This is a genomic window from Ferdinandcohnia sp. SAFN-114, assembly GCF_059415045.1.
The window spans coordinates 1-22,592 of record NZ_JBPFDQ010000089.1; the positions used below are offsets into that span (position 1 = coordinate 1).

The following is a 22,592-nucleotide window of genomic DNA, read 5'->3' on the forward strand; positions in this document are numbered from 1 at the left end:
TTACAAAAAGCATTAAATGCACAGCGAACTTGCCACTCGGTACGATCTGGTTCTATCATGCATTTCCTCTCCCTTCGTAACTGCAAAGGTGGGTGATGATTTCCCCTTTCATAACCTTCAACAAGATTTTTTATGAAATGCCAAAAATAAGAGTAATATTTTAAAAAATATTCATTAAATACAAAAAAGCCCAACTGAACATAAGCCAGGTGGGAGTAAAAATTTATACATATTATTAAATGGAAAATTCTATTTCAAAAAGTTGAAAGCCTTAGTTCAAGAAGAAAACAAATTACGACAAAACAAAAAAGTAAAAGTAGTATATGAGCTAAGGCACGATTATCCTGTGAAGACATTACTCAAAATTTCCGGTATTCCACGTAACACTTATTATTATAAAATTAATACTTTTGAGCACTCAGATAAAAATTCAAAGTGGAAAAGGCTCATTAGTTCTATTTTTGAGAAGCATAAGGGCAGATATGGTTATCGTCGTATCCTCTTTTCTTCTTTAATATTCACCATCCTAAAGAATCTTTGACACAAAGGGAATCTGCTTAATTATATAACTTAACAAGAAGCAAAGTGGTATCGTGATCAGAATCATAGCTAGAAACATGAAGGATGGTGGAAAGTGGATGACCTTCAATCCAGCAATAACAATAGCGATAATCGGTATATGAATGATGTAAATCACGAAAGAATGGGCTGACAAGAAGCTCCAACCTTTTCCTTGATGAAAAACTCTTTTGCGAAAGAATATGATTAATCCGAGAATGACGCCAACACAAAATAGAGCTTCCCACAGAGAATAAACCAAAGATGTCCAGTTCCAGCCACCAGAAAACTGTAATCCGTCTACCCCAAATAACAAGACTAAGGGAAGAAGAAGAATCGATGCTCCAATTGCAATTCCAAAACCCGCCCTACCCATAGAATCAGGAATATTTCGAAACCAATTGCGTTGGTAAGCGATGATGCCCAAAATGAATAGCCCGACATATTGTGGGAGATCATACCCGCTTGCTGTAAAAAGTCCAACGAATGATTGAACCTCGGGAGATCCACCGGGTAAATCAAGAGCAGGGACCCACAGTCTTATGATGAAGTATCCTACCGCTAATATCATGACAAAGACTGTAAACATTCTGTAGGTGGGTGGCGTACTCTGCCGAACTATTGATAGCTTATTTTTACTCATAAACTTCGCCCAGACTGCGTATAAACAAACGAATACGAAAAGTAGCTCGACGTACCACATCGGGCCATAGGTTAAATTTGAAAAATAGGTTTGCCATGTAAATGGCTCCTGGTTAAGCATATAGACTTCAATTGATTGAACTTGGCTAAGAATGAGAACGTAGAAGATAAACGGGACTAGGAACCGGATGAATCTATCTTTGATAAATCGGGTCGCTCCATTACGTTCAAAAGATGAAGGAACAAAATATCCGGAAATAAGAAAAAACGTCCCCATGAAAAAAGTCTGATTAAAAGCAAGGAATAGAAGGCCCATAACAACCCCAATAGACCCTTGTGATAATACTTCGTTATAGATGGAAAAATACACTAAATGATGTAGCACTACTAACATTGTAAGAGCTGCCCTTAGGTTATCAATAAAGTATAACCGACCTTCCTTTTGGAGAGACGAGCTCCCTATATGTCTTGAATTCATAATAATTCTTATGTTCCCCCTATTAATATTTAAAAATATATCTCAACGGAGCATCCGCCAAGCTGGACGGCTATGTATAATCCGTCCTATTTGCTCTATATTTTAATTTTCACTTTTAGTTGATCCGCCTATTTTCCAAGAGGCTAAACTTATGATCCCGCCAACTACAATAAATATAATGTCCATAACAATTTCAAATCCCTGAAACGCATCAATATAATTTACCAAAAACCAACTTTTTCCACCATTAGTCAAATGATTGATTAATCCGCCTACTCCCTGTATAACGAAAAGTAGACCAAGTCCACTGATAATTTCTTTCATGATGAACACCTCATTAATAATTTTTTAATTTAATATGCCTCTAAGACCGATGTTGAAAAAAACCGCACCTACTACTCCTATCGCTACCAAGAGTGAGGAAATCGGAGCTTCATTTAATTTTGATCTAATTTTATTTAGAAATTGTTGCAGTCTCTCTTTAAACATAATATTAACCCCTAACAAAAGAAGAGAAGGAAGCACCATTACAAGATTGTAGCCAATTATAATAAAGATAGAAGAGGAAGGCTCAATTGTTAGGTGATTCATTAACAAAATTGAATAAAAGTAAGGCAAAGCAGTTACAAATTCAATTAGAAAAACAATGATACCTAACATGATCATCCCTTTCATCGTTGTTTTTTGGGGTATAAATGAAATTAAACGTTTTTTTGTATTATCATTTGGTTTACAGAAGCTAATTAGAGCCATAACTGCTCCAAAAAGGAGATAAAACCAATTGATAAAGTCAAATTCAGATAATTTTCCGATTCCTTTCAATAGTGAATCTCCACCAAAGTATAGGAATAAGCCCACTACGAAGTAGCCAAACTGCGTAATAAACAAAAAAACAAGCAAGCGAGAAGATAATTGATTAGGCTGTGTCAATAATAAATAAGCTGTTACAGCAAGTACACCAGGACTTAATATATCAATTAATGCGCAAATAGAAATAATTAGCAAAGCTATCGATGTGTCTATTGATGAAGAAGGCATCAATGCTTCAATACTTTCGATCAAATATAGAGTCCCTCCTTTTTATATGTTATAATTTAAATAACACAGTGTGTTAAAGCTATAATAACACACTGTGTTAAGAAAGGGAAGTGATTTTTTATGCCAAGGATTGTTAATCATGAAAAAAAGAGGAAGTCAATTGCTGAGGCCGCTTGGAGTATTATTAAGAAAGAGGGAATCGAAAAAGCATCTATAAGAAGAGTTGCTATTGAAGCAGGCATGTCTGCTGGAGCGTTAAGACATTATTTTTCAACTAAGGATGAAATGTTATTATTTATCATGGATTATTATCTGGAAGAAGGGAAAAAACGTTCTCAAAGTAAAAGTTGGTCAGACAATCCATTGCAGGCGGTTGCGGAAGTTTTATTAGAGCTCATACCAATTGATGAAGAAAAGAAAATCGAAACGAGTGTTTGGTGGATCCTTGCACTTCAGTCACTTACAAGTGATACTTTAAAAGAAAAAAAAGATGAAATGACTAACGGTATGTATGAATTAGCAAGTTCAATGATCGAGATATTAGTTCTACAAGGGATTTTATCTGATTCAACTAATGTAAAATTAGAAAAGAGTAGGCTAGCGGTATTAATTGATGGATTGTCCATTCATGCTCTGTTAAGACCTGATGTCTACTCTCCAGATAAGGTGAAGGAAGTAATCCGTTATCATTTAGAAACACTCTGCAATGAAAGTCAATTGAGTTAGTTGATCATGTATCAATTTTATTCAACGGGTTAGTAGATTTAGTTTTTAGAAGTTTTTCACTTAAAAAGTGCTTAATAATATTTTATATTGTTTAAGCAATTTTATAGGTTTGAAATAAGAGTATTCTTTACCGTTTGGAGACAAGTAAACATCTATACAAAATGTAATTAAAAGGCGATTAACTATTTGGGTCAATCGCCTTTGTGAATATTTCTTTATAATTTTAAAATCATATTAAATTATAAAGTCTTGTTCTCTACTTTACTTCAAGCTCCTAACCAGTGCATCCATACTACCCCAAGTTAGCGTAATGCCTTTCAGCAATCCCATGTCCAAAAAGCTTGAAGAGAATCTGCTGAAACAAATACAGAATGACTGCCCAAACCAATGAATGCCATCGGGTAGTATTCTCGCTTTTAGATGATAAGTAGTCCCTAAAGACTTCTGACGGTATTCTTATCAAAACCACATTCAGGACAACGTTATGGTTGGTTGATTGCTTCCACTTACGATTTTCCCTAACTGGAACAGATCCCTTATCTGTGTTTTCGCGATATTACCATTCTAGTAAGCTCAAAAAATGACTGATGTGGTCGGAAACCTCCTTAGGATGGGTCAAAGTGATGATGTGATTAGCACCAGGTATACGCACAAAGTTAATATTGGGAATTTCCTTATATAATTGTGCGATTTTAAAGAGATCTTCTGAGTCCTTCTCTCCTATGATAAAAAGTGTCTTTGTTTTAATTTCTCCCAATCTTTCCATCGCTGAATTGGAGGAAGCAGTTTTGAATGTTTTCCAATCAAAAGTCTTTTGAATATTATGTATCATCATTTCACGTAATAAATCGTATACTTTTCCGAAAGAAACGCTCCAGGAAGGCTCGTTTAATGTTATATTAATCATTTTCTCGACATCTGGTGCAGCTTTAGAAACTCGGCTCTCTAATTCCGCATGCTCGGAAGAAAATTTAAACCCCGACAGTCCTGGAGCGACCAATACCAGTTGAGACACTCTTTTTGGATAGGTCAGAGTAAAATCAGTTGCAATTTGTCCCCCCAGGGAATGTCCAACGAGGGCACCTTTCTTAATTTTAAGATGATCCAAGAGTTTTCTAAGATCCTCAACATAATCAATGGGTTCATTAGGAACGGGTGACTTCCCTGCACCCCGGACATCAAGAGTGATTACTTTGAACGACTTTGAAAGATGTGGGGTGATGAATTCCCAGTCACGTGAATCCATAGCTCCACTATGAAGTAGTATAACCGGCTTTCCACTTCCTTTAATTTCGTAATGAAGATCCATCTATTTCAATCTCCTTTCCATGAAAAAAGTAGGCACTGCCCATGACTATCTTCGTTTCATTCTATGATTCCTTCCCTTATCCCCCAAACTGTTAATAAACCATTTATTAAACTTATTCGATTATAAAAAAAGTTTAATGTACCTTACAAATGATTTAATTTCTCAAAAAGGTCCTATTTCACCACTTTGATAATGTCCATCCGCTTTAATGTTCCTATAAGTGATTTCAAGAACCTAAACATCCCCCCTTATTTATTTCACACACTGCGATAAAATTATAATAGCACAGTGTATTAAATAAAAGCAAGAGTGATTTGAGTGCAGAAAATAGTTGATCATGATCACAAAAGAAAAATGATCGTTGAAACAGCTTGGAAAATTATTGAAACGGAAGGTATTGAAAAAGCATCTATCCGAAGAATTGCATCTGAAGTCGGAATGTCTACCAGAGCACTTAGGCATTATTTCTCAAACAAGATGAATTACTATTATTTATTATGGAATATTTTCTTGCTCATGAGAAAGAACGGTCGGAGAATACTGCACGGCGATATCTTCCGTGCTATTTTTGTTAAAGAACAAAATTAAAATCAAGAAAATAATTTATTGAAAGGGGGAATGATAGCTCTTTTTCTACTCAAATCTTAAAAGTCAAAATAGACTGTGAGAGTCCACATATTAGCTGAAAAACTGGAAGTCTCAAGAACCTACCTTTCAAAAATGTTGACCAAATTAGTAAAGGCTGGTTTAATCCATTCTATATCAGGCGCTAGCGGTGGATACATGCTGAAACGCAACCAGAATGAAATATCCTTTTTAGATGTAATCCATGCAATTGAAGGTAGGGCATCTATATTCGAATGCAGTTTTAATCATGGAAGCGAATGCTTGATTCAGCAAGTAATCTTAGATGCGGAACAACAAATGGAGCAACTACTAAAGAACAAAAAAATCATTGATCTTGTTAAAAAACTTAACAACTAGTTGTGACTAGATAAAAACCATTTCTCGGTTGGAGGAGGGCCTGTGCATATCCTTATTTAATTGAAAGCGAAGGAACATCCAGCACACTCGTTTGGGAAAGTATGTCTTAAGAATGTCGAAACTGCTCTAACAGCCCTTGAGGAAAGAAAATAAGTTGAAAATGTAGCGGGCTTGAAGCGTAATTGTGTTTTTTTTATCAAAACCGAAACATAAATGCTTTTCAGTTCTTATAGGATCTATATCTCACTACTTGTCCATCATAACACGTAAAATTCCAAGATTTATGTATCTTTACTTTCACGAATTTCATTAATAAAGAAATCACCTTCCACTTTAGGATATAGGAACCTGTTGTTGAATCACATTCAGGTTCCTATCATTTTTGGGGTGAAATCTATCTCCCAGCGAAAACATCAAATATCTTCGGCAACAGCAATAAGGTCAATCCTCACCTAACTATCGACTCCTAGACAAAATGCTTGTTAAAGTTTTCCTTGTGTCATATTAATTCAATTAAATTCATTTCCAAAAAACAAAACCATATTGGGGAGCATCACAAATTCATATAAGATCAGGGTTTAATGATATTCTTAAGTACGTCAACATCCAAGCTAAGAATTGCATCAATATTATCTAAGATAACTTCGTTTTCTAAGTCCCACCATTTTATTTTTAGTAATTCTTTTATTTTCGATTCAGAGAATCGTTTCTTTATTTCCTTAGCAGGATTTCCTCCAACAATCGTGTAAGGTTCTACGTCTTTTGTAACGATGGACTTGGCTCCAATAATCGCTCCATCCCCGACATTTACTCCTGGCATAATTGTAGCGTCTAGTCCAATCCAGACATCATTGCCTATAACAGTATCTCCTTTTAAAGGTAGCATATCCAATGTAGGTGTATACTTTTCCCACCCGTTTCCGAAGATATTAAATGGGTAAGTGGAACCATCCATGCGATGATTAGCTCCGTTCATTATAAAAGTGACCCCAGGACCGATTGAACAAAATTTTCCGATGATCAATCGATCTCCTATAACTTCATAATGATATAAAACCTGATCCTCAAAAAGTTCTCCATTCTTGCTATCATAATAAGTGTACTCGCCAACTATAATATTCGGCTTTGTTAATGATGGTCTAATAAACTGAAGGTTTTTATTTTCATCTATTGGATATATTCTATTCGGGCTAGGACCTTTTATTTTTTCTGACATATACAATACACTCCTTTTTATGAGTTATGTCTAATACGGCCTATTTTATTACACTCTAATGCAAACCAGATATCCCCATTTGGGTCACATGCGATACCGTGTGGTTCTGCTGATGATGTTGGAATTTCATACTCATTAATTTTCCCATCAATAGCAGAAATTTGACCAATTTTATTTGCTCCCCATTCAGTAAACCACATTTCACCATTCTTTCCCGCAGTAATAGCGTGTGGACGTGAATTTGGAGTTGGAATATCATATTCTCTAATCTCACCATCAGTAGTAATTCGACCTATTTTATTTCCCATAATTTCTACAAACCAGATTGCACCATCGTTGCCATTAGTAATACCTACTGGAGCTACTGCTTGTGTTGGTAGGGGATATTCAGTTATTTTTCCTTTATCCGTAATTCTTCCAATTGAATTATTTTGGTTCTCTGTGAACCAAAGTGCGTTATCCAAACCTAATGTAATAAATGTAGGATAAGACCCCTTATTTGGTAGGTCATATTCATATATAGTACTATCAGCCGTCAACTTTCCTATCCGGTTTCCATTCATCTGAGTAAACCATATTTCACCATTTGGACCTTCAGTTATTCCATAAGGACCAGAATCAGGCTGTGGCAATGGATATTCTGTAAAATCACCTGTTATTGTCATTTTTCCTATTTTATTGGCTCCATTCTCTGTAAACCATATATCACCACGGGAAGAAACAGTTAAGCACATTACTTTAGCGTTAGGGGTTGGAACTGTATACTCTCTTATTCTGCCATTTTGATCTATACAGCTGATTTTATTTGCTTTATGTTGAGTAAACCATACATTTCCGTCTTTTGCTGAAGCTATCCCATAAGGTCCAGAGTTAGTTCTTGCAATCATATATTCTGCTATATTCATACTAAATTTCCTCTATATTTTTAATCGATTTCTTAAATTATTACGTTTATTAATCAACATTTGGAATTCTTGTTCTAGTTTTCCTGAAGACTTACTATTTAGTTCACTAATGATTTGAGTCAGTTTGACTTCAACTTTTAGGAGTTCATCTTTAATATAATCATGTTCTGTCTTCTGGTTCCTTTCTTTAAATTCTTTATAACTTCCAGTGAACTCTGTAACCTTTTGCTGAGAAATTTCAATAATTTTAGTTGCAATATTATCAACGAAACGGCTATCATGTGAAACAAAGATGACTGTCCCTTCATAGTTCATTAATAACCTTTCTAGTGCCTCAACAGTTTCAATATCTAAATAGTTTGTTGGTTCATCCATTACTAATACATTCATATCACTCAAGAATACTTTTGCAAAAGCTACTTTTACCCTTTCCCCACCACTTAATACTTCAATAGACTTATATACATCTTCACCAAAAAAATGTAACCGAGCAAGTACTGTACGGACAATATCTTCTGGATAAGGAGAGGTGGATTTTACATTTTCTAATATAGTTTTCTTGTTTTCTAAAATATCAATCTTTTGACTAAAGTACCCGATTTTTACTGCTGGCGATATGGATACTTTTGGTACTCTTAATAAAATCTGTTTCAACAATGTTGTTTTTCCAGACCCATTATTACCAATAATTGCAACCTTTTCACCACCTTTTATAACAAATGAAGCATCTCTCCAAAGCACATGATCTTCAAAGTTTACAGATAAGTTTTTAACACGAACTACATTTCGTCCTAGAATTTGTTCCCCATTCGGCAAATTCATTTTTATTGCTGGCAGTTCTTTTGGTTTTTTAACATTTTCCAATTTTTCTACACGTGTTTCCAGAGCCTTAATGTTTTGATGCATTTTCTTTTGTTTAGTCGCATACTCCATTTTATATAAGCGAGATTCAGATGTACCCATTCGCTTTGAAGGTGGCTTAATCATTTTTTTAGCATTTTGCTCTTTTAGTTTTGTAGCACGTTCCAATTGTCGTTTCTTCGTTATAAACTTTTCATATTCGTCTTTTTGTTTTCGCCGGAGTAATTCCTTTTGCTCCACATAATTTGTATAGTTACCGATAAATTCCTTAATGTTCCCTTCTTCTATTTCCCAAATTTTTGTGCAAATTTGATCTAAAAAATAACGATTGTGTGAAACAAGGACAATTGTTCCACGATATCGAATGAAATGTTTCTCAAGTTCTTCTATACTACGGGCATCAAGGTTTGTTGTTGGTTCGTCTGCAAATAAAATTTCTGCCTTAGTAGCCAATGCTTTGTCAATATAACACTTTGTTATTTCACCACCACTTTTAAAGGTATCCATCTTTTGCAATTGAGGTAAATAATAGCGGCTTACAGTTGTCATAACTTCTCCTTTATCTGCTTCGATTTCACCAGACAATATGGACAATAATGTTGTTTTTCCACTTCCATTACGACCAACTACACCAATTCTATCCATATTATGAATATATAATTGGTCAATATCTAAAAGTTTACGGTCTTTTATTGTTAATTCAATATTCTTAGCTTCAAGAATCATTACTTGAGCCCTCCCTTCATACATAACAAATAATGTACTTCATACACTTTTTTATTAAGGCAAACAATTCTTATACTTACTCTCAATTTTTACTTAAGAAAACAAAAAACCTCCTATCATTTCTGAATAGGAGGCACATAATTAATCGCAAAAAGAAAACACTTAAACAATTAATTTACATATACTTTTTGATTATAATAATGTACATTATTAATCCTATTCAGAAAATTGTTGTCATCATTCGTTGACTTCTGAATAGGAAAGAATACAAAAATATTATTTAATATTTATAGTACATTGATTAAAAAAGTACAGATTTATCCTATTCAGAAAATCGTATCGTAACTTATCACGAATGTTTTTCTAGTAAATAGGATTAATAAATCATGTACTTGGTTCACCCTTCCGATATTTATTAATTATATTATATGCATAAAAATCAGTAAAATCAAGTGTTACACTATAATACTAGAAAATGGTTCCCCATCTAAGCAAAATTCTCTGATTTGACTCTCATTTAATCAATGGAACCTATTCACTTATTTTACAATCATCCAATTCGTATCCTTCTCTAAAGTGAGCACATACTGTGAAAACTGCGTTGCTTTTGTCGTCTCATCCAAATACTTCACCGATACCCAGACATATACCTGATTTCCAGACTGTTGGAATACAGGATTAACTAGCTCTGAAAATAAATAATCCTTACCAATCGGTGGTAAGGCATTATTTTTCACATAATAAGCAAGTTCTTTATCCGTGGCAGTAGGATAAAACGCAAAGAATGTCTCCAAAAATTCCGTTACTTCTTGAACAGTATCAGAATCAACCGTTCCGTTACTTTCAGGTTGTTGTGGCTCATAATCTGATTTATTCGGTAAGCTCCATAAGGTAGGATTTTGTGTAATAACTAGGCTTCCCATTTTATCTTGATAAACTAAAATACGATAGGTGGAGCGAACCCACTCACTATTTTTACCCTCTGTAACTTTTTGTTCTACCGAATAAACAACCGCATAGGTATCCTCATTTTCTTGCGATATCGACCAAATATTTATATCACCTACACTGGAACTGGTCGGAATATCATCTCTTACAGTATCAGTATTTAGAGCTTGTAAATCCTCTGTCAAGTAACCATTGATTTTTTCTGTACGTTGCTCAATGGATTCTTTTTTGTTTTGCCATGTGTAATAGTCTTTCACAAAGTTTTTCGTAAAGCTTTCTATGGCATTCGTATCTACCATCTTGGTTTCAATGATTTCTTTTTCATGAACCGTATGCTGGTCAATTGCTGTAAAGTTTTTATAAATCCCAAAGGCAAGGCTTCCTAGGAGAACTATCCATAACATCATCACTGACTTTTTACGTGGTCCAACTGTCTTTACTTTTATTTTTTTAGGTTTTGTTTCTTTCGTTTGCTTGTCTGTCTTCTTAAATAATCTTTTCATCTATTCCAACCCTTTCTATTGTTTAATCCGTCCAGCTCCAATGAGGTGCTTTTGCCAATAAGAAGATGTCAAATCCGCATAACCAATCGGATCGCCTGCGTTATACATCTGATTATTTCCAACATATATACCAACATGAGTAACATACGTTCCTGCATTATATGTGGAATGGAAAAATACTAAATCCCCCGGTTTTGCTTCCGATAAAGGTATATGCTCGGTTACGTCATATTGTTGCTGTGCTGTTCGAGGTAAGTTGATACCGGCCTTCCGATAACTCCATTGTGTCAGTCCACTACAATCAAAAGAGGTCTTTGGATTGTCACCCCCAAAGACATAAGGGAACCCTTCATACTTTAGGGCTTCATTCATAACAACTTGAACCATTTCATCATCAAATTGGACAGAAATGAAATATTGACTCACTAAATCGACATAAAACATATTTCCATAAAGATAACGCCAGCCCCCGTTTTTCTTTACGGCTATCGGATTGGAGTAAGTGACTTTACTTCCCCCTGACCGTTCCTTCGCAAAGCTTTCAGCTAGTTCAAAAGAGTAAGAGTTCCCTCGTTTTGCGACATAATCAATAAAAGCACCACCATAGTTGTAAGCCTGAATGACTGTATTCCCATCGACACCATATTGTTCTGCGGAACGTAATAAATCCGCAAAATATTTTGTTCCTTGTTGAATAGATGCTTCGGTATCCAATGTATTAGGTGGTAATCCCAACGATTCACTTGATTGCATCACATCTTTTAACTTGCCACCGCTTTCCACTTCAATAATGGCAAGTAGTGTCGAAACATACTCAAGAATACCATATTCTTTCGCATATTTTTCTACCATTGCTTGATGCTTTAACACGTCTGCAGAAACCGATATACCGCCTATTTCACCAATGAAGTCACCACCATCTGATGAATGTTCTTCATTCGATATAAAAATAGCTACAAATGCTAATAGCCCAAACAACGCAATAAATCCTAATCCCCAAGTGATTAACGTGATTTTTAATCTCATCATCTTCATCAGCGTTTCCTCCTACTTGTTTGCACGAACCGTTTCTTAATCTGTTTTTGTCTTGTTCGTTTAAGGGGTTTAGAAGGGCGTTTGATGATTTTTCGATTATTTTTTAATCGGGAACGTTCTTCTTGGACAGGTCGGTTTCCTTTTTTAACAGGTTGTTTAGAATGATCGGTTTCAATCAGATGTTCTTTTCTGTGTGGACTGGATAACCGTTGTTGTAATTTGGTTGGCTTCCTATGTTCGACTATTGTGACAGGTCTATTCTTTTGTTTTTCTTGAACAGTTGTTTTCATTAATCTTTCCTGATGTAACAATTCATTGCCTTTTTGTGTGAGTGGTCGTTTAGGACTGACAAATTCCTGAGAAGGAGTACGTTTTTTATCCAAAGCTTGTCGCCTATCTGCAATTGTTTGACGATGTTTTGCTTCACGTGCTGTATTTACTTGCTGTCTTTTTTCCTTTGCTTGTTTTATCCCTTCTTTAAAATCGCGGGAAGGTTTTGTAATTTGTTCTTTTCCTTTCATGACCGCATATTGAGCAGTAGTAGGTAAATCATGTAGCTGATCTTTACGATACTTAATATTTGCACGCAACTGCTTTTTCGCACCAAGTACTTTTCCTGTGACTTGACCTACTTTTTGGCTCAAAGAGATTGGTTTTGTATTTGCATTTGAGCGTTCTTTGTTATTTTTCGTAGTCGATGTTAGCCGTTGCAATGGGCGTAGTGAAGAGAACGAACCTTTTGTTTGTTTTGATTTCCCGACCATTGCTCCGACCGTTGCTCCAGCTATTGCCCCCGCAAGGGTACGTCCAAGTGAGCGTTGTAATCGGCGACTGCCCCGATTAAACATTCGGTAAGGACGACGCATGACTTGACGTCCAACTTGTTGCGAGTCATTGCTTTGCAGTTTGAACATGCTCATAATGTCACCAAGTTTCATGTAAATGCCCGCAAATGTCACAATCTGTAAGAAGGCAATCAAGAAAAATGGATAACTCGTTGTTAAACTGTAAAGCATGGAAGAAATACTGAAAGCAACAGTAATGATTAATGTAATCCCAGCACGAAGCATAATCACATTAAACAATTTCATAATCGCCTGTTTTCCCATGTTTTCAAAGGTAGGTATCATGGACAATAAAAAACTGATAGGTAGAAACATGGCATAGATAATAAACAGAATTTGTGAGAAAATCATAATTCCCGATAAAAGAAACACAAAAATGGAAATTCCGATATTAAATAGAAATAAAAAGAAGACCATTCCTAAACGTGTAGTGGTCTTCGTAATCGTTAAATTTTTATTGTCGTGATCTTCAATTTCTGTTTTGACGGCATCTTCCCGATCTTTTCCGTTATTGGCATCTGGACTAGTGGAAACTAAGGCTTCGACACGTTCTTCGCCAATCGTCTCTTTATCTGAATCACCAAATTGTAATAATAACCATGGTTGTTCCACTTGAATAGAAAAAAGGTTATTCCGTATCATATCCACACTATCTTTCCCTTGACTTGTCGAGTTCGGCATCAAAATTTTGGTTCCTAAGTCCAAACTTGCTTGACTAATATCTGCTGAAAAATCATTGATTTTACTGATATATGTTGGAGCGTAGGCAATAAAGGAGGCAGACAAAATAAACACAACTAAAAAATTGAGAATCGCTCGAATGGCTTTTGTCGTTTCCCGTTTCATTAATCCTGTATAGGCCACGTAAATCCCGATTACTAAAATAAAGATAAGCAGGAAGCCCACATAAAACCCCGAACTGCTAAAACCACTGGCGGTGATTCCAGCTAATGTTTGCATATTCTTCCCGATGGCATCCGCTGTTTGTGAAATGAAATCCAATGAATAGGCTTGTTGGATTAAGTAGCCTGTCGCATTTGATAAATATAGGCTAATAATCCAAATAAAATTGGTGATTGTATATAGGCCATACATCACTTGTTTTCCGATGCCATCATTCCAGTTCCACGGGAGCCAATCCCAACCCGTATCCACGTAAAAATCGAGTTGGTAATGGTCAAGGGCATATTTAGAATACAAATTGTCTTCCGATACCGTATCATCCACTAAACCAGCAGCTTGTGCAAATGTTCCAAGTAAAAGAAGACAAAGAAAAACGGCGGCACCAATGAGTACCACCGTTAGGACGATCTTCTTTATTTTTTGTTTGTTCATTTTGTCACCTCGTTTCCTTTACAGGTGGTCGCGTATCGAAAGCATGGAATAAATCTTCAAAGACAGGGTGAACTTGAATAATTCCGACACGCCCATATAAATCCTGCATCAAACATTGTCCATTCTCCAGTTCCCGTAGGCGCCTTTGATTTCCCTCATCTTCTTTATCCACTCCAAAGAATTCAAGTGTCTTTTTAATTTCATTGATATCTCTGGATCGAAAAGCAAACTTCACACCGATATTATTCTTCAATTTTTCATCGGTTAAATCATCCGCATTCTGAGTGACAAAGTACACGCCAGCATTCATGGCACGTCCTGCACGAACCAATTTATTGGAAAGTGTTTTCCCTTGTGCAACTTGTAGGAAGCTCCAAGCTTCATCCAAATCAACAATTTTAAATATACTGCGGTCAGAATGAATAAAATCTAATGCGAACGTAGAGATAACAATTAACAACGCAACACTAAGCAGTTCCATCGTTGTATATTCTTCAAAACTCGTTTCTGCATCTGGTAACACTAAATCTGCCACTTGAATAATGTTTAACTGTTTTTCTAAACTAATCGAGTTTTTCACCGTTCCATCTGAAAACAGAAGGTGAGCAAAATCATAATCTGTAAAACTTTCAATATGATTTGCAATCGGTCCAGCTAATGGATTCGGATCACTTCTAAGTTCCTGGATAACAAGAAGTAACCCACGTTCCTCTTGTTGACTGACCGCACGAATTGCGCGTCGTAATACAGGAAATTTTTCTCCATCTCGACTCGATATACCTGTGAGAAAGGTAAGAATATCAATCGCAAGACTTTCCGAATCCTTTTTCTTTTTCATAATGACAAAAGGATCAAGTAATCCTTTGTTGGAATCATCACTTGTTAAATTTACAATATTGATCTCATGAGCAATTTCAGGCAACGTTTCTTTCCAGTTTCCCCGTTCTGCCTTTGGATCAACAATGAGTGCTTGTCCTCCAAAAAGAACCGCATAATAGACTAGTAGATTGTTGGAAAAAGATTTCCCACCACCAAGTGAACCTAAGAAAGCAGAAGCTAAGGCATTTGTGACCGAACCTTTAACCCCTTGACTAGCTAAGCTAGGGTTGAGATAGACATTTCTTCCCGTATCCAAGTTATAGCCAAAATAAATCCCTTCTGTTTCACCAAGCATTTGTGTAGCCCCAAATCCAAGCCCAGCTAAAAAGTCGGATGTAACGTACTGAATGTAATCATTCATATAGCGTTTGCTGGCTGGAATAAATTCACTGTGTAAACCGATCATATCTCCAAATGGACGAACAAGTTTTACGTTTAAATCATCATAAAAATCTTTTACCTCATTACAACGCTGTTTAAGTTCGTCCGAATTAGAAGCAGAAACTCGAATAACATAGCTTAATTTATACATCGATTCTTTCGTTTGGTCGAGCACATCTTCTAATTCATTCACTTGTTCTAATGCGTCGATGACATTGCTTCCTGTTTCGTTATCGGATTCCCAGGCATGGTTATCTAAATCCTTTAACTCCTTTTTCTTATTCCGCACCGTAGACAAGGCTTTTTTATTGGTGACTATTTCTACATTCATGGACGTATCAATCGGAAAAGTGAATTGTTGTTGTTGATAATAAAAAATTTCATCCGAAGGAAACTCCAAATCACCTACAATCGAATTAATCGTAAAATAAGCAACGTACGTTGTCTGTTCTTCCTGTACGATTTTTAAATAACGTTGGTTTTCCTCAATCAAACAACGAGTCGGTTTGACCAAGTCATAACGCTTTACTAACGTTTCCTTTTTCAACTTCTTTAGAGGGAGAGGATAATCATATTCCTCATAAGCAATGTCTGATTGTCCATGAAGATGTTCAATTAGGTAGCCAAAATCATTTTTATTTAAAGGGCGGATCTTAAAACGTCTAGCTATTTTGTTTTGTAATAAAGATTCCATTTTAGAGAAACGTCTCATTTCATCATGAGGCATGGAAACAAAATCTCCCATCAGGTGATGGTTTACGTCACGGACAAATGAAGAAAGTGAATTTTTAATGTTTTTCCCCATTGATTTCATACTGACTTCTTCTTCATTCAAGAGCAGTTTAAAACCGATAAAGAAACGGTAATCGACTTGATGTTCCCCAATCATCGACACAAGCGCTTCTGTTTGATCTTCAATCCGTTCATAAGCAACTTCTTGTAATCGTCCTGACACTAACTCTTTACTTCGCTCTTGAACAGAACGAATACTACTAGCGGTACTAATCTGTAGAGCATGAATTTTTCCATCTTGATTTTGTGCTATTAATTGACGGAAATGGTCATGAACTTGTATTTTTTCGTCTGGTGAAAGGAACGAATAGTTATATGGCAACAGCTCATAATAGGCGAAACACTCTCCATCATGGTTAAAAACTAGATTATTTTCCATATATTTAATCGGATAACGCATGGACTTCACTCCTCACAGTAGTAATAGCTTCATTAATCTTCATGCGTTGTAGTTTGATAGGTTTTCCCGCATAGGTCACTTTAGGTCGGGACCAATAAGTCAATACGGACTTGAGAAAGCTATACGGTTTTTTGCCGTCAAATGTTTTCTGACTCATAAACCAAGTCAAACCAACTGGTATTCCGACATATTTTAATAACGCCCCATTAATCAAAGAAAGGGGAGGGAAATTCCCTAGTAACATCACGATCAAAAGAGAGAGTACAAACCATGACATTTGGTTGAATGTGACGGGAAAAGGTAAACGAAAATCATTAATGGCATAAATGACTTTTTCTACTGACCAAATACGTGTATAACTTTTTAATTTTTTCATACGTTCTCCTTTCAAAAAGAAAACAGCCTGCATGTGCACAGACTGTTTCACAATTTTTATATTTACTTATCCAACATATTCAAATACACCATGTGACGTAACGAGAAAGTTTCCGTTTAATTCTAAATCTCTCCCAAGTGCTCGATAGTCAATATAGTTCTGTAAATTAGTAGGAACTTCCCCAAGCATGCCTGTTTCTTCCACATAATACCGAGCCACATCTTCCATATCTTCACAATCTGTATAACAGATAATATCATCTTGATTTTCTAGTAATTCTTCTAAACTATCAAACCAATAATTTTTAATTTCGGATAGCTCATGATAAATTGGCGATCCTTCCAATTCTTCTACCATCGCACATAACCGATTGATTTCAGAGATTGGTGTGTATTCATCAATTTCAAATGGCAACTCGTAATCATGCACGGCATACTCTTCATATTCGCTATTTAATCCGATACGCTCTTTTACGTCTTCCATATCAATCGGAGGCGTAAACCAAGCGCCAACCAATTCGCCCTCATTGTATTTTCCGAGGTTGGCAATGTAAACTTGCATGTCCATTAGTTTTCACATCCTTTTTATTAAAAATGGGCATAAAAAAACAGCTAACTGTTCATTGTAGCTGTTTTCATTTTCGTATTTTGATTTCACTAGAGCCAACAATTAATAAAAATATTTGTTGAATAAGATCTAAGAGATATCTGCGTTAAACTTTTATTAAACAATCGCACCCTTTAGTTGAAGAGTGTTCCATTAATTTTTGACATCGTAGTGTAGTTCAACAAATTGATTGAAATTCCTAGTTCCTTTCAACGAAAGATCCAATTGATAATCTCCCTCTTTAAATAATGGAATCCCTTTACCAAGTATTGTTGGAGCAACCGTTAAGATCAGTTCATTAACCAATTTTTCTTGTATAAATGACTGTAACAATTCTCCTCCACCAACAATCCATATGTTCTTTCCTTCTTGATTTTTCAATTTATGAATAAAATTAGTTACATCATCATTAACAAACCTTACATTTTCGGTATCTTCAACAACCGATCTTGTAAACACATAACATTCTTTGTTTTTATATGGGAACTCCTTTATATCTTGCTTCATTATCCAATCGTAAGTTCTTTTGCCCATTAAAACCGTATCGACCGTTTCATAAAACTCTGTAAATCCGTTATCTCCTTCACCTTCAACCTTAAATAACCATTCAAGAGATTCCTCTTTTGTAGCAATATATCCATCCAAACTTGAAGCAATAAATAATACTAAATTACGTTTTTTGCTCATCATTTTTCCCTTTCTTTTATTCCATTAACTGACCCGTTTGTTGAATAAACGACTCTTTTTCTAGTATTAATATTTCATACTATACAGTAAACACACATTTTTTTCTATAAATCACATTATCTAAGCTCCAATAATTCTGTTGAATAAGTTTAACAATACATCTTTCACTCCACTCGCATTAAAGACTAATCCCACCGCAATTAAGGCAACAATCAAAAAGCCAATCAGCTTAGAAAATTCACGCTTAAATCCTAAATAAATCCCGATAACAACAATTGCCATCAACACTAACGATTGTGCATTACTTAAAAACCAATTATAGAGATTTTGACCAAAATTCATTGTTTATTTCTCCTTTCATTCTCTAATACTTTGTCACTTGACGCATACATTCGATAACCCATAAAATAACACCGCCCATAATCGTAATAAAAATGTACTTTAATAACTTCATACAATCCCTCCAATCTATCGGTTAATGACTTCTTCTGTCGCAAGTGCTTGTTGCATCAATAATTGTTGGTGACGCTTAGTTAACTTTGCCTGGTCTAACATATCTTTAATCACAGTCGTTTGATTGATTTCATCGAGCTTCGTTGCTAATTTCCAAGTAGGAGCCACTTGTCGAGCCAACCATCTAAGTGTTTTATCAAATGTGTACGGTTCAGGTTTTGTTGTTAAAGTAATTTTTCTACTTACACCTAAATCCAGAAATCGTTTCCATTCTTTATTGATTTTCCAATGACTACGACGCTTTTTCTCATCCTTATCGACAAAACGAATATATCGGTTAATGATGGAAAACGCTGTTCGTCCAGCGTCTTCATAGGTCATTAAATCAACAATCGCGTGATACGCACGATCATTTTTTAAGCGTATTTCAAAGCGATTTTTCACTTTTGTATCTTCTAGTGATGCTCCATGCTTTACGTATTGTTCGTAATCCTTCTCGTAAGCACAGAAATATACGTCACTTTTTAACGAGCCAATATATAACGTATTTCCCATATCAGGCTTTTCTCGATTCTGTACAAGTTCACCCGAACGATAGCTTTTAAAGCTACGGAAAACAGAGATACATTCTTCCTTACGACATTTGTGTGTGAGAAACGGAATATCTAAGATGCTTGCCCTGTCATTGATCGCAAGGTCAATGCGTTTAAATACGCCACCAACACGAAATACGTCCATAAAAAAATCAAACCATGTTCGCTGTTGGGCTAGTAGAAAATTTTCAAATTGGCGACAACCTTTTCCTTTCAGTTCCAGTAAACAACCTTTATCTTCATCAGGTGAAACCATGACGACAATATCTCCAAACACATATTGTTCCATGTACGAGTAAAATGCGTAATCCTCATGCATCATATATTCCATTTTAAGTTTCAAAATTTCTTTAATGACAGGCTTCGGATTGGTCGTTAAAAAACGAATCCGTACATAGTCAAACAAAATTTCCAAAGGTGCATCTGGATTAAATTGTTCTAAAACATTGAATAGAGCATTTTTTAATGTTGGAGTCGGAGTTACTTTTCCTGTTTCGATTTCACTGATATATTGTCTAGAAATCCCTACATGTACAGCCAATTTATTTTGTGATACGCCATATTCCACTCGTCTTTCCTTTAAACGTTGATACCAAGGCACTTGATTCATGTGCATTCCTCCAAACTAAAAAAAGATGTCAACTTTTTCGTTTGAGTTGACATCTTTGTGATATCCTTTAAACTATTGTGCCTACAGGTGTTAAGGCATTTCTCGGACAGTTTCCTATTGCTTTTCTACCCCCCTGTTAGAAACGGGGGGTTAAGGCGTGGCTGTCGCCACGCAGGCTTCGCCCAGCACGTCGGCTTTCGCTTCGCACGCCACCGCACTGTGCAGCCTTTATGACACTAACTTTCCAATTTCTTTTAGAAAATCATGATCTTTTGGGACAAGGGGTGTATAAAATTCAGAAATCACACTGTCTCCTTTGTCGACATATCCCCGGCCTTTAATTTGTTTTAAGAAAAATTGTTTTTGTACGTCCGAACCAAAAAGCATCCCATACCCAAGCTCACTCATTCTGCCTAATCCTACTCGAAAGTTAAATTGATCCCTTATTCCATCTCCAAGATACTTTGCATCTGGTCGTTGACAGGCAAGAATTAAAAAGAAGCCTGCTTGCCGTCCCAACATAACAATCTGTTTTAATTTTGTTAATACGGCAGTACTTTCCTTAGAAGCAAGCATTTCCATAAATGCTACATATTCATCAAAAATTAAAAAGTGGGGAGATAAGCCTAAATACGCATAGTTTTCTCCTGTTTTATAATTAGGCATCTGTTTCATTTCTTCACTGCGAGCCATCATAGATTCATAAAACTCATCGATACAGGTTATCATGTCTTCCTTTTTGTAGTACACATCAGGCATAACGGTAGCTAAGTCCGCTAAATCAGCATTTTTTGGATCTAAAACATACAATTTTGCATCTGTTTTGAGCAGCGCTTCAATCAAGGTTAAAATAAAGTACGTCTTTCCGCCACCTGTTCCACCAGCAATCAACATATGTGGCAACTTATCATATTCCCAATAGAGGAATTTCATCAGTTTTAAGCTGCCATTTTGTACAGTAACTTCCTCAATCGAAATACGATTTGCAATCATATCATAAAAAAGGACATACTCTACATAAGAGTCATGTAATTCTTTTGATACCAATTCACAATACAGCCCACTTTCTAACTTGTTTTCAAGGTTCAGCAATTGATCTTGATATTTTCCGAGTGTGATTTCTACTTGAATACGAATCATCCCTTTTTCAAGGCGATAGTACATTTTAGGAAAATAACTGATTTTCTCTTTTGTTTTTCCATTTGGTATATCTTCAAAAAAACTATTGGATTGCACTTGTTTCATTTCATACCATCCGTTTTCCAAAATCATTTTTGCGAGCTTTTGACGATGAATGACTTGTTTGATCTTGTCATACCGATAGTGATAATAAGCAAAAGCACAACAAGCTACCATCCCTAGACTAATTATTAGTGAAACTAATCCATACGCACCCATAAAGTGTGCTTGAAAGTCATCCAATTGCCATGTGGTCGAGAGTAAAAAGGATAGATGAAAAGGGAGAAAGAAAACGAGCCATACACTAACCAGCCCAAAGAATATAAATTGAAAGACGAGGGAACCATCTTTTTCTTTAATGCGTTTCCCTCGCCTTCGGAAGGTCTTCATTATTTATCCTTTGTTGGCGAAGCTTTTGAAGTGTTACTACCCGTTGTTCCTGTTTTTCCCCTTAAAACCAAATCATCTGCCTTCACATACCAATCGACATCAGCGCCACGAAAAGTCGCATTTGCGACGGTATCTGCGACAGGATTAATCAGTTCGACTTCCGCATTATAATCAAATTCCTTTAAAGGAACGGAAGCAGGTATGCTTACTTGAATCATGCGTCCTTGTTCACGAGACTTTAAATCATATGTGCGTTCCTTGACTTCAGAAGATACGGTACCATCTTCATTTTGAAGAAACACCTCTCGACGTAAGGCCGAAAATTTTAATAAACCAAATGTCTTTTCTTTATCAATCACGATTCCTTGTGCTAATCTCAACTTATTTTCCTCCTTATGCTTTGACCATATCGTCAGCATGTAAAATATAACTTGTGAAACCACGATCACCAATTTTATAACCTTCTGCGGTAATGCGAGGATTGATCAGTTTCACTTTTTCCTCATGTTCAAAAAACTTTTCTCCAGCATCTTGGGGGAGAATCACTTCAATATCATCTGCCCGTTGAATATCAGAATACAGATTGTAGCTTCGAGAAAGGGTGGTCATACGGCCATTAATTCGTCTCTGTTCAACTTTACCTTCACCAGCATATTCTAAATTTCCAAACGTTTTTTCCATGTTTGGAATGACATATTTTAATTCCATGATATAGCCCTCTTTTCTTGTTTTAATTTTTGATTATCTATTCAAATGGAAAGCAAGAGCAGAAGGGAGGGGAACGAGAATAATACATCTTCATGAATGAATCACTCCTATGCTTCTTGTAGTCGATAATCTACACGTCCATAAATGACACACCAAAATATAATCATCGTTTCTCCATTCTCATCACGTATCAACTTCCCACAAGGAAAGAATGGAAAATCTTCTATTTCAATTTCATTGATTACAAAACGATCCTCAATCCATTCCATCACTTTTATTTCATTTTCTTCCAAAGAAATCACACTCCCCCTTGATTGAGACAATAAAAAAAGCATGACAGGTAGAATTTGTCATTGGACTAACCTAAAATAGTGAGACAATATAAAACACCTCCAAAATGGCAATACTTGAGATAAGTATTGTGACATT

General features: G+C 35.7%; 21 protein-coding genes and 2 pseudogenes. 3 read left to right on the forward strand and 20 right to left on the reverse strand.

Annotated elements, in window-relative coordinates; genetic code table 11:
- Positions 1-526: 526 nt before the first annotated feature.
- From ACR65M_RS21775 to ACR65M_RS21785, 3 genes are all read right to left on the reverse strand, one after another.
- Positions 527-1,678, reverse strand: a complete 1,152-nt coding sequence (locus ACR65M_RS21775) for an acyltransferase family protein (RefSeq protein ID WP_440274398.1) — start codon at positions 1,676-1,678, stop codon at positions 527-529.
- A gap of 102 nt (positions 1,679-1,780) precedes the next feature.
- Entirely contained in the window at positions 1,781-2,002 is a 222-nt protein-coding gene (locus ACR65M_RS21780) for a hypothetical protein (protein WP_077735380.1), read from the reverse strand.
- Between the two features lie 24 nt (positions 2,003-2,026).
- Positions 2,027-2,740: a GAP family protein gene (locus ACR65M_RS21785; RefSeq protein WP_164217503.1), complete on the reverse strand. Its 714-nt coding sequence runs from the start codon at positions 2,738-2,740 to the stop codon at positions 2,027-2,029.
- Positions 2,741-2,836: 96 nt separating this feature from the next.
- Between ACR65M_RS21785 and ACR65M_RS21790 the strand changes: the two genes are divergently transcribed.
- Positions 2,837-3,442 carry a TetR/AcrR family transcriptional regulator gene (locus ACR65M_RS21790; protein ID WP_063608846.1) on the forward strand — a complete coding sequence of 202 codons (606 nt, stop codon included), beginning with the start codon at positions 2,837-2,839 and terminating at the stop codon, positions 3,440-3,442.
- Positions 3,443-3,998: 556 nt separating this feature from the next.
- On the opposite strand, the gene ACR65M_RS21795 is transcribed toward ACR65M_RS21790, so the two are convergent.
- Positions 3,999-4,751, reverse strand: coding sequence for an alpha/beta fold hydrolase (locus ACR65M_RS21795; protein WP_164217505.1), 753 nt, complete (start codon positions 4,749-4,751; stop codon positions 3,999-4,001).
- Between the two features lie 318 nt (positions 4,752-5,069).
- On the opposite strand from ACR65M_RS21795, the pseudogene ACR65M_RS21800 reads away from it, so the two are divergent.
- Positions 5,070-5,290 (forward strand): annotated as a pseudogene (locus ACR65M_RS21800) (TetR/AcrR family transcriptional regulator); the annotation flags it as partial.
- Positions 5,291-5,414: 124 nt separating this feature from the next.
- A pseudogene (locus tag ACR65M_RS21805) lies at positions 5,415-5,735 on the forward strand (Rrf2 family transcriptional regulator); the annotation flags it as partial.
- A gap of 571 nt (positions 5,736-6,306) precedes the next feature.
- Here the strand turns inward: ACR65M_RS21805 and ACR65M_RS21810 are convergent.
- The 16 genes from ACR65M_RS21810 to ACR65M_RS21885 form a co-directional block, all read right to left on the reverse strand.
- The gene (locus ACR65M_RS21810; protein WP_164217509.1) at positions 6,307-6,951 is read right to left on the reverse strand and encodes a Vat family streptogramin A O-acetyltransferase; all 645 of its coding nucleotides are present in this window, start codon (positions 6,949-6,951) and stop codon (positions 6,307-6,309) included.
- A 17-nt stretch (positions 6,952-6,968) separates the two neighbouring features.
- The gene (locus ACR65M_RS21815; protein ID WP_164217511.1) at positions 6,969-7,856 is read right to left on the reverse strand and encodes a Vgb family protein; all 888 of its coding nucleotides are present in this window, start codon (positions 7,854-7,856) and stop codon (positions 6,969-6,971) included.
- Between the two features lie 12 nt (positions 7,857-7,868).
- Complete coding sequence (locus ACR65M_RS21820; RefSeq protein WP_240452361.1) at positions 7,869-9,467, reverse strand: Vga family ABC-F type ribosomal protection protein; 1,599 nt, start codon at positions 9,465-9,467, stop codon at positions 7,869-7,871.
- A 515-nt stretch (positions 9,468-9,982) separates the two neighbouring features.
- Entirely contained in the window at positions 9,983-10,894 is a 912-nt protein-coding gene (locus ACR65M_RS21825; protein ID WP_440274399.1) for a conjugal transfer protein, read from the reverse strand.
- Between the two features lie 15 nt (positions 10,895-10,909).
- On the reverse strand, positions 10,910-11,920 hold the full coding sequence (locus tag ACR65M_RS21830; protein ID WP_440274407.1) for a bifunctional lytic transglycosylase/C40 family peptidase: 1,011 nt from the start codon (positions 11,918-11,920) through the stop codon (positions 10,910-10,912).
- A gap of 8 nt (positions 11,921-11,928) precedes the next feature.
- Positions 11,929-14,109, reverse strand: coding sequence for a CD3337/EF1877 family mobilome membrane protein (locus ACR65M_RS21835; RefSeq protein ID WP_440274400.1), 2,181 nt, complete (start codon positions 14,107-14,109; stop codon positions 11,929-11,931).
- A gap of 4 nt (positions 14,110-14,113) precedes the next feature.
- Positions 14,114-16,561, reverse strand: coding sequence for a conjugal transfer ATPase TcpF (tcpF, locus tag ACR65M_RS21840; protein WP_440274401.1), 2,448 nt, complete (start codon positions 16,559-16,561; stop codon positions 14,114-14,116).
- Complete coding sequence (locus ACR65M_RS21845) at positions 16,545-16,988, reverse strand: conjugal transfer protein (RefSeq protein ID WP_440274402.1); 444 nt, start codon at positions 16,986-16,988, stop codon at positions 16,545-16,547. Before ACR65M_RS21845 ends, tcpF begins: the two co-directional genes overlap by 17 nt.
- 15 nt (positions 16,989-17,003) lie before the next feature.
- Entirely contained in the window at positions 17,004-17,504 is a 501-nt protein-coding gene (locus tag ACR65M_RS21850) for an antirestriction protein ArdA (RefSeq protein WP_440274403.1), read from the reverse strand.
- Between the two features lie 192 nt (positions 17,505-17,696).
- Positions 17,697-18,230 (reverse strand): dihydrofolate reductase family protein, encoded by a 534-nt coding sequence (locus ACR65M_RS21855; RefSeq protein ID WP_341165799.1) that lies wholly within the window; start codon positions 18,228-18,230, stop codon positions 17,697-17,699.
- A gap of 120 nt (positions 18,231-18,350) precedes the next feature.
- Positions 18,351-18,572, reverse strand: coding sequence for a hypothetical protein (locus ACR65M_RS21860; RefSeq protein WP_047185293.1), 222 nt, complete (start codon positions 18,570-18,572; stop codon positions 18,351-18,353).
- Positions 18,573-18,698: 126 nt separating this feature from the next.
- The gene (gene mobT, locus ACR65M_RS21865) at positions 18,699-19,886 is read right to left on the reverse strand and encodes a MobT family relaxase (RefSeq protein WP_440274404.1); all 1,188 of its coding nucleotides are present in this window, start codon (positions 19,884-19,886) and stop codon (positions 18,699-18,701) included.
- Between the two features lie 228 nt (positions 19,887-20,114).
- A complete protein-coding gene (locus ACR65M_RS21870; RefSeq protein WP_440274405.1) occupies positions 20,115-21,455 on the reverse strand; it encodes an FtsK/SpoIIIE domain-containing protein in 1,341 nt (446 codons plus the stop codon).
- Complete coding sequence (locus ACR65M_RS21875) at positions 21,455-21,835, reverse strand: YdcP family protein (protein ID WP_368653032.1); 381 nt, start codon at positions 21,833-21,835, stop codon at positions 21,455-21,457. The genes ACR65M_RS21870 and ACR65M_RS21875 overlap by 1 nt, the downstream gene beginning before the upstream one ends.
- A 13-nt stretch (positions 21,836-21,848) precedes the next feature.
- Positions 21,849-22,163: a YdcP family protein gene (locus ACR65M_RS21880; protein WP_368653033.1), complete on the reverse strand. Its 315-nt coding sequence runs from the start codon at positions 22,161-22,163 to the stop codon at positions 21,849-21,851.
- Between the two features lie 107 nt (positions 22,164-22,270).
- Positions 22,271-22,465 (reverse strand): hypothetical protein, encoded by a 195-nt coding sequence (locus ACR65M_RS21885; RefSeq protein WP_440274406.1) that lies wholly within the window; start codon positions 22,463-22,465, stop codon positions 22,271-22,273.
- Between the last annotated feature and the right edge of the window lie 127 nt (positions 22,466-22,592).

Excerpts from the sequence above, each read along its gene's own strand:
- ACR65M_RS21795 (WP_164217505.1), bottom strand. The coding sequence starts at position 4,751 with ATGGATCTTCATTACGAAATTAAAGGAAGTGGAAAGCCGGTTATACTA.
- ACR65M_RS21815 (WP_164217511.1), bottom strand. The coding sequence starts at position 7,856 with ATGAATATAGCAGAATATATGATTGCAAGAACTAACTCTGGACCTTAT.
- ACR65M_RS21870 (WP_440274405.1), bottom strand. The coding sequence starts at position 21,455 with ATGAAGACCTTCCGAAGGCGAGGGAAACGCATTAAAGAAAAAGATGGT.
- mobT (WP_440274404.1), bottom strand. The coding sequence starts at position 19,886 with ATGAATCAAGTGCCTTGGTATCAACGTTTAAAGGAAAGACGAGTGGAA.
- ACR65M_RS21860 (WP_047185293.1), bottom strand. The coding sequence starts at position 18,572 with ATGAATTTTGGTCAAAATCTCTATAATTGGTTTTTAAGTAATGCACAA.
- tcpF (WP_440274401.1), bottom strand. The coding sequence starts at position 16,561 with ATGCGTTATCCGATTAAATATATGGAAAATAATCTAGTTTTTAACCAT.
- ACR65M_RS21825 (WP_440274399.1), bottom strand. The coding sequence starts at position 10,894 with ATGAAAAGATTATTTAAGAAGACAGACAAGCAAACGAAAGAAACAAAA.
- ACR65M_RS21820 (WP_240452361.1), bottom strand. The coding sequence starts at position 9,467 with ATGTATGAAGGGAGGGCTCAAGTAATGATTCTTGAAGCTAAGAATATT.
- ACR65M_RS21775 (WP_440274398.1), bottom strand. The coding sequence starts at position 1,678 with ATGAATTCAAGACATATAGGGAGCTCGTCTCTCCAAAAGGAAGGTCGG.
- ACR65M_RS21880 (WP_368653033.1), bottom strand. The coding sequence starts at position 22,163 with ATGGAATTAAAATATGTCATTCCAAACATGGAAAAAACGTTTGGAAAT.
- ACR65M_RS21830 (WP_440274407.1), bottom strand. The coding sequence starts at position 11,920 with ATGAGATTAAAAATCACGTTAATCACTTGGGGATTAGGATTTATTGCG.
- ACR65M_RS21835 (WP_440274400.1), bottom strand. The coding sequence starts at position 14,109 with ATGAACAAACAAAAAATAAAGAAGATCGTCCTAACGGTGGTACTCATT.
- ACR65M_RS21855 (WP_341165799.1), bottom strand. The coding sequence starts at position 18,230 with ATGAGCAAAAAACGTAATTTAGTATTATTTATTGCTTCAAGTTTGGAT.
- ACR65M_RS21850 (WP_440274403.1), bottom strand. The coding sequence starts at position 17,504 with ATGGACATGCAAGTTTACATTGCCAACCTCGGAAAATACAATGAGGGC.
- ACR65M_RS21790 (WP_063608846.1), top strand. The coding sequence starts at position 2,837 with ATGCCAAGGATTGTTAATCATGAAAAAAAGAGGAAGTCAATTGCTGAG.
- ACR65M_RS21810 (WP_164217509.1), bottom strand. The coding sequence starts at position 6,951 with ATGTCAGAAAAAATAAAAGGTCCTAGCCCGAATAGAATATATCCAATA.
- ACR65M_RS21780 (WP_077735380.1), bottom strand. The coding sequence starts at position 2,002 with ATGAAAGAAATTATCAGTGGACTTGGTCTACTTTTCGTTATACAGGGA.